The organism is Sphingobium sp. ba1, assembly GCF_000743655.1.
In the GTDB taxonomy this organism is placed as follows: domain Bacteria; phylum Pseudomonadota; class Alphaproteobacteria; order Sphingomonadales; family Sphingomonadaceae; genus Sphingobium.
The window spans coordinates 851900-852978 of record NZ_JPPQ01000069.1 but is presented as its reverse complement, the minus strand read 5'-3'; the positions used below and the strand labels follow the sequence as shown (position 1 = coordinate 852978).

Sequence of the window (1079 nt, the reverse complement as noted above, 5' to 3'; positions counted from 1 at the left end):
CGCCAAATTACAGTATGACCCCTTCCAGGAAAGCAGCATCATGAAACGTTCGGCGATCCCGCCATGACTGTCGCCGCGATCGACCGCCTCGTGCACCACTCGACCATCATCGAGATGAACGGCGAAAGCTACCGCAAGCGTTCCGCCGTCGCCCGCATCAACGCCGGCGATTACGACCCGCCCAATGGCGCCCCGGACCGGCCATCATAATTGTCGCTGGCTTCGCGCTCGGGAGCACCCTTGCTGAGGCAACGGGTAATTGTCGCCAGCGGCAATTACATGCCAACCATCCCATGCGCTTCAAACCCTCGCTTCCGGCCAGCGCCAGCGACAATTACCCAGCGTCGTAATTGTCGCTCGACGGTTGCTCCTCGCAACAGCAAATGGTAGCCAGAATTCACCAACCGGCGCGGCCACCTATCGGCCATCAAAATTGACGCCGACCGGACTCCGTAATCGTCGCGCTACAGCATCGCGCCTTTCCCGTAATGGCCGGGACTGGCACCACCTTTTGGAGCTGTGTGGCCTGGTTGAAGCGCGCGTGATCGATCTCGACGGGGTATACGATCCCTGTCGACCAAACGATCGATTGTTGTTGGGCATGAAGGGCAGCATCAGCGAGTTTGAGCTTGGCATTTTGCGAACACGCATGCTTGACGCGGCGCGCGCCAAGGCAAGGCGGGGAGAACTGCGCCTCAGTGTTCCGATCGGCTATATCTGGCACCGCGAATACGGCCTGGGGCTGGATCCCGATATCCGGGTACAGGAGGCGATCCGCCTCATCTTTTCGCGTTTCCGCGAGCTTGGCAGCGCCCGCCAGGTGCTGATTTCGCTGACAGCTGACAATTTCCATTTTCCCCGCCCTTCTGACGGGCGCAAAACGGTGTGCTTCGATTGGGTGCCGCTTCGCAGAAATAGCTCGTCATCGCGAGTTTCTTCTGAAGTGTCGCAAAGGCAGAAAATTCCGTTCCCCGGTCAAAGGTGATGCTCTGACGCAGGGAAAGGGGCAGCATGTGCAAGTGGTGCTGGATTCCCGACATGACGCCGGCAGAAAGCCGCCTGGGATTGCGGGCGACGAC

General features: G+C 59.6%; 3 pseudogenes. 2 read left to right on the top strand and 1 reads right to left on the bottom strand.

Going from position 1 to position 1079, the window contains the following annotated elements:
* Positions 1-42: 42 nt before the first annotated feature.
* Both IL54_RS24035 and IL54_RS25870 read left to right on the top strand, forming a co-directional pair.
* A pseudogene (locus IL54_RS24035) lies at positions 43-210 on the top strand (ATP-binding protein); the annotation flags it as partial.
* A 49-nt stretch (positions 211-259) separates the two neighbouring features.
* Positions 260-676: pseudogene (locus IL54_RS25870) on the top strand (recombinase family protein); the annotation flags it as partial.
* Positions 677-779: 103 nt separating this feature from the next.
* On the opposite strand, the pseudogene IL54_RS25865 reads toward IL54_RS25870, so the two are convergent.
* Positions 780-1079: pseudogene (locus IL54_RS25865) on the bottom strand (hypothetical protein); the annotation flags it as partial.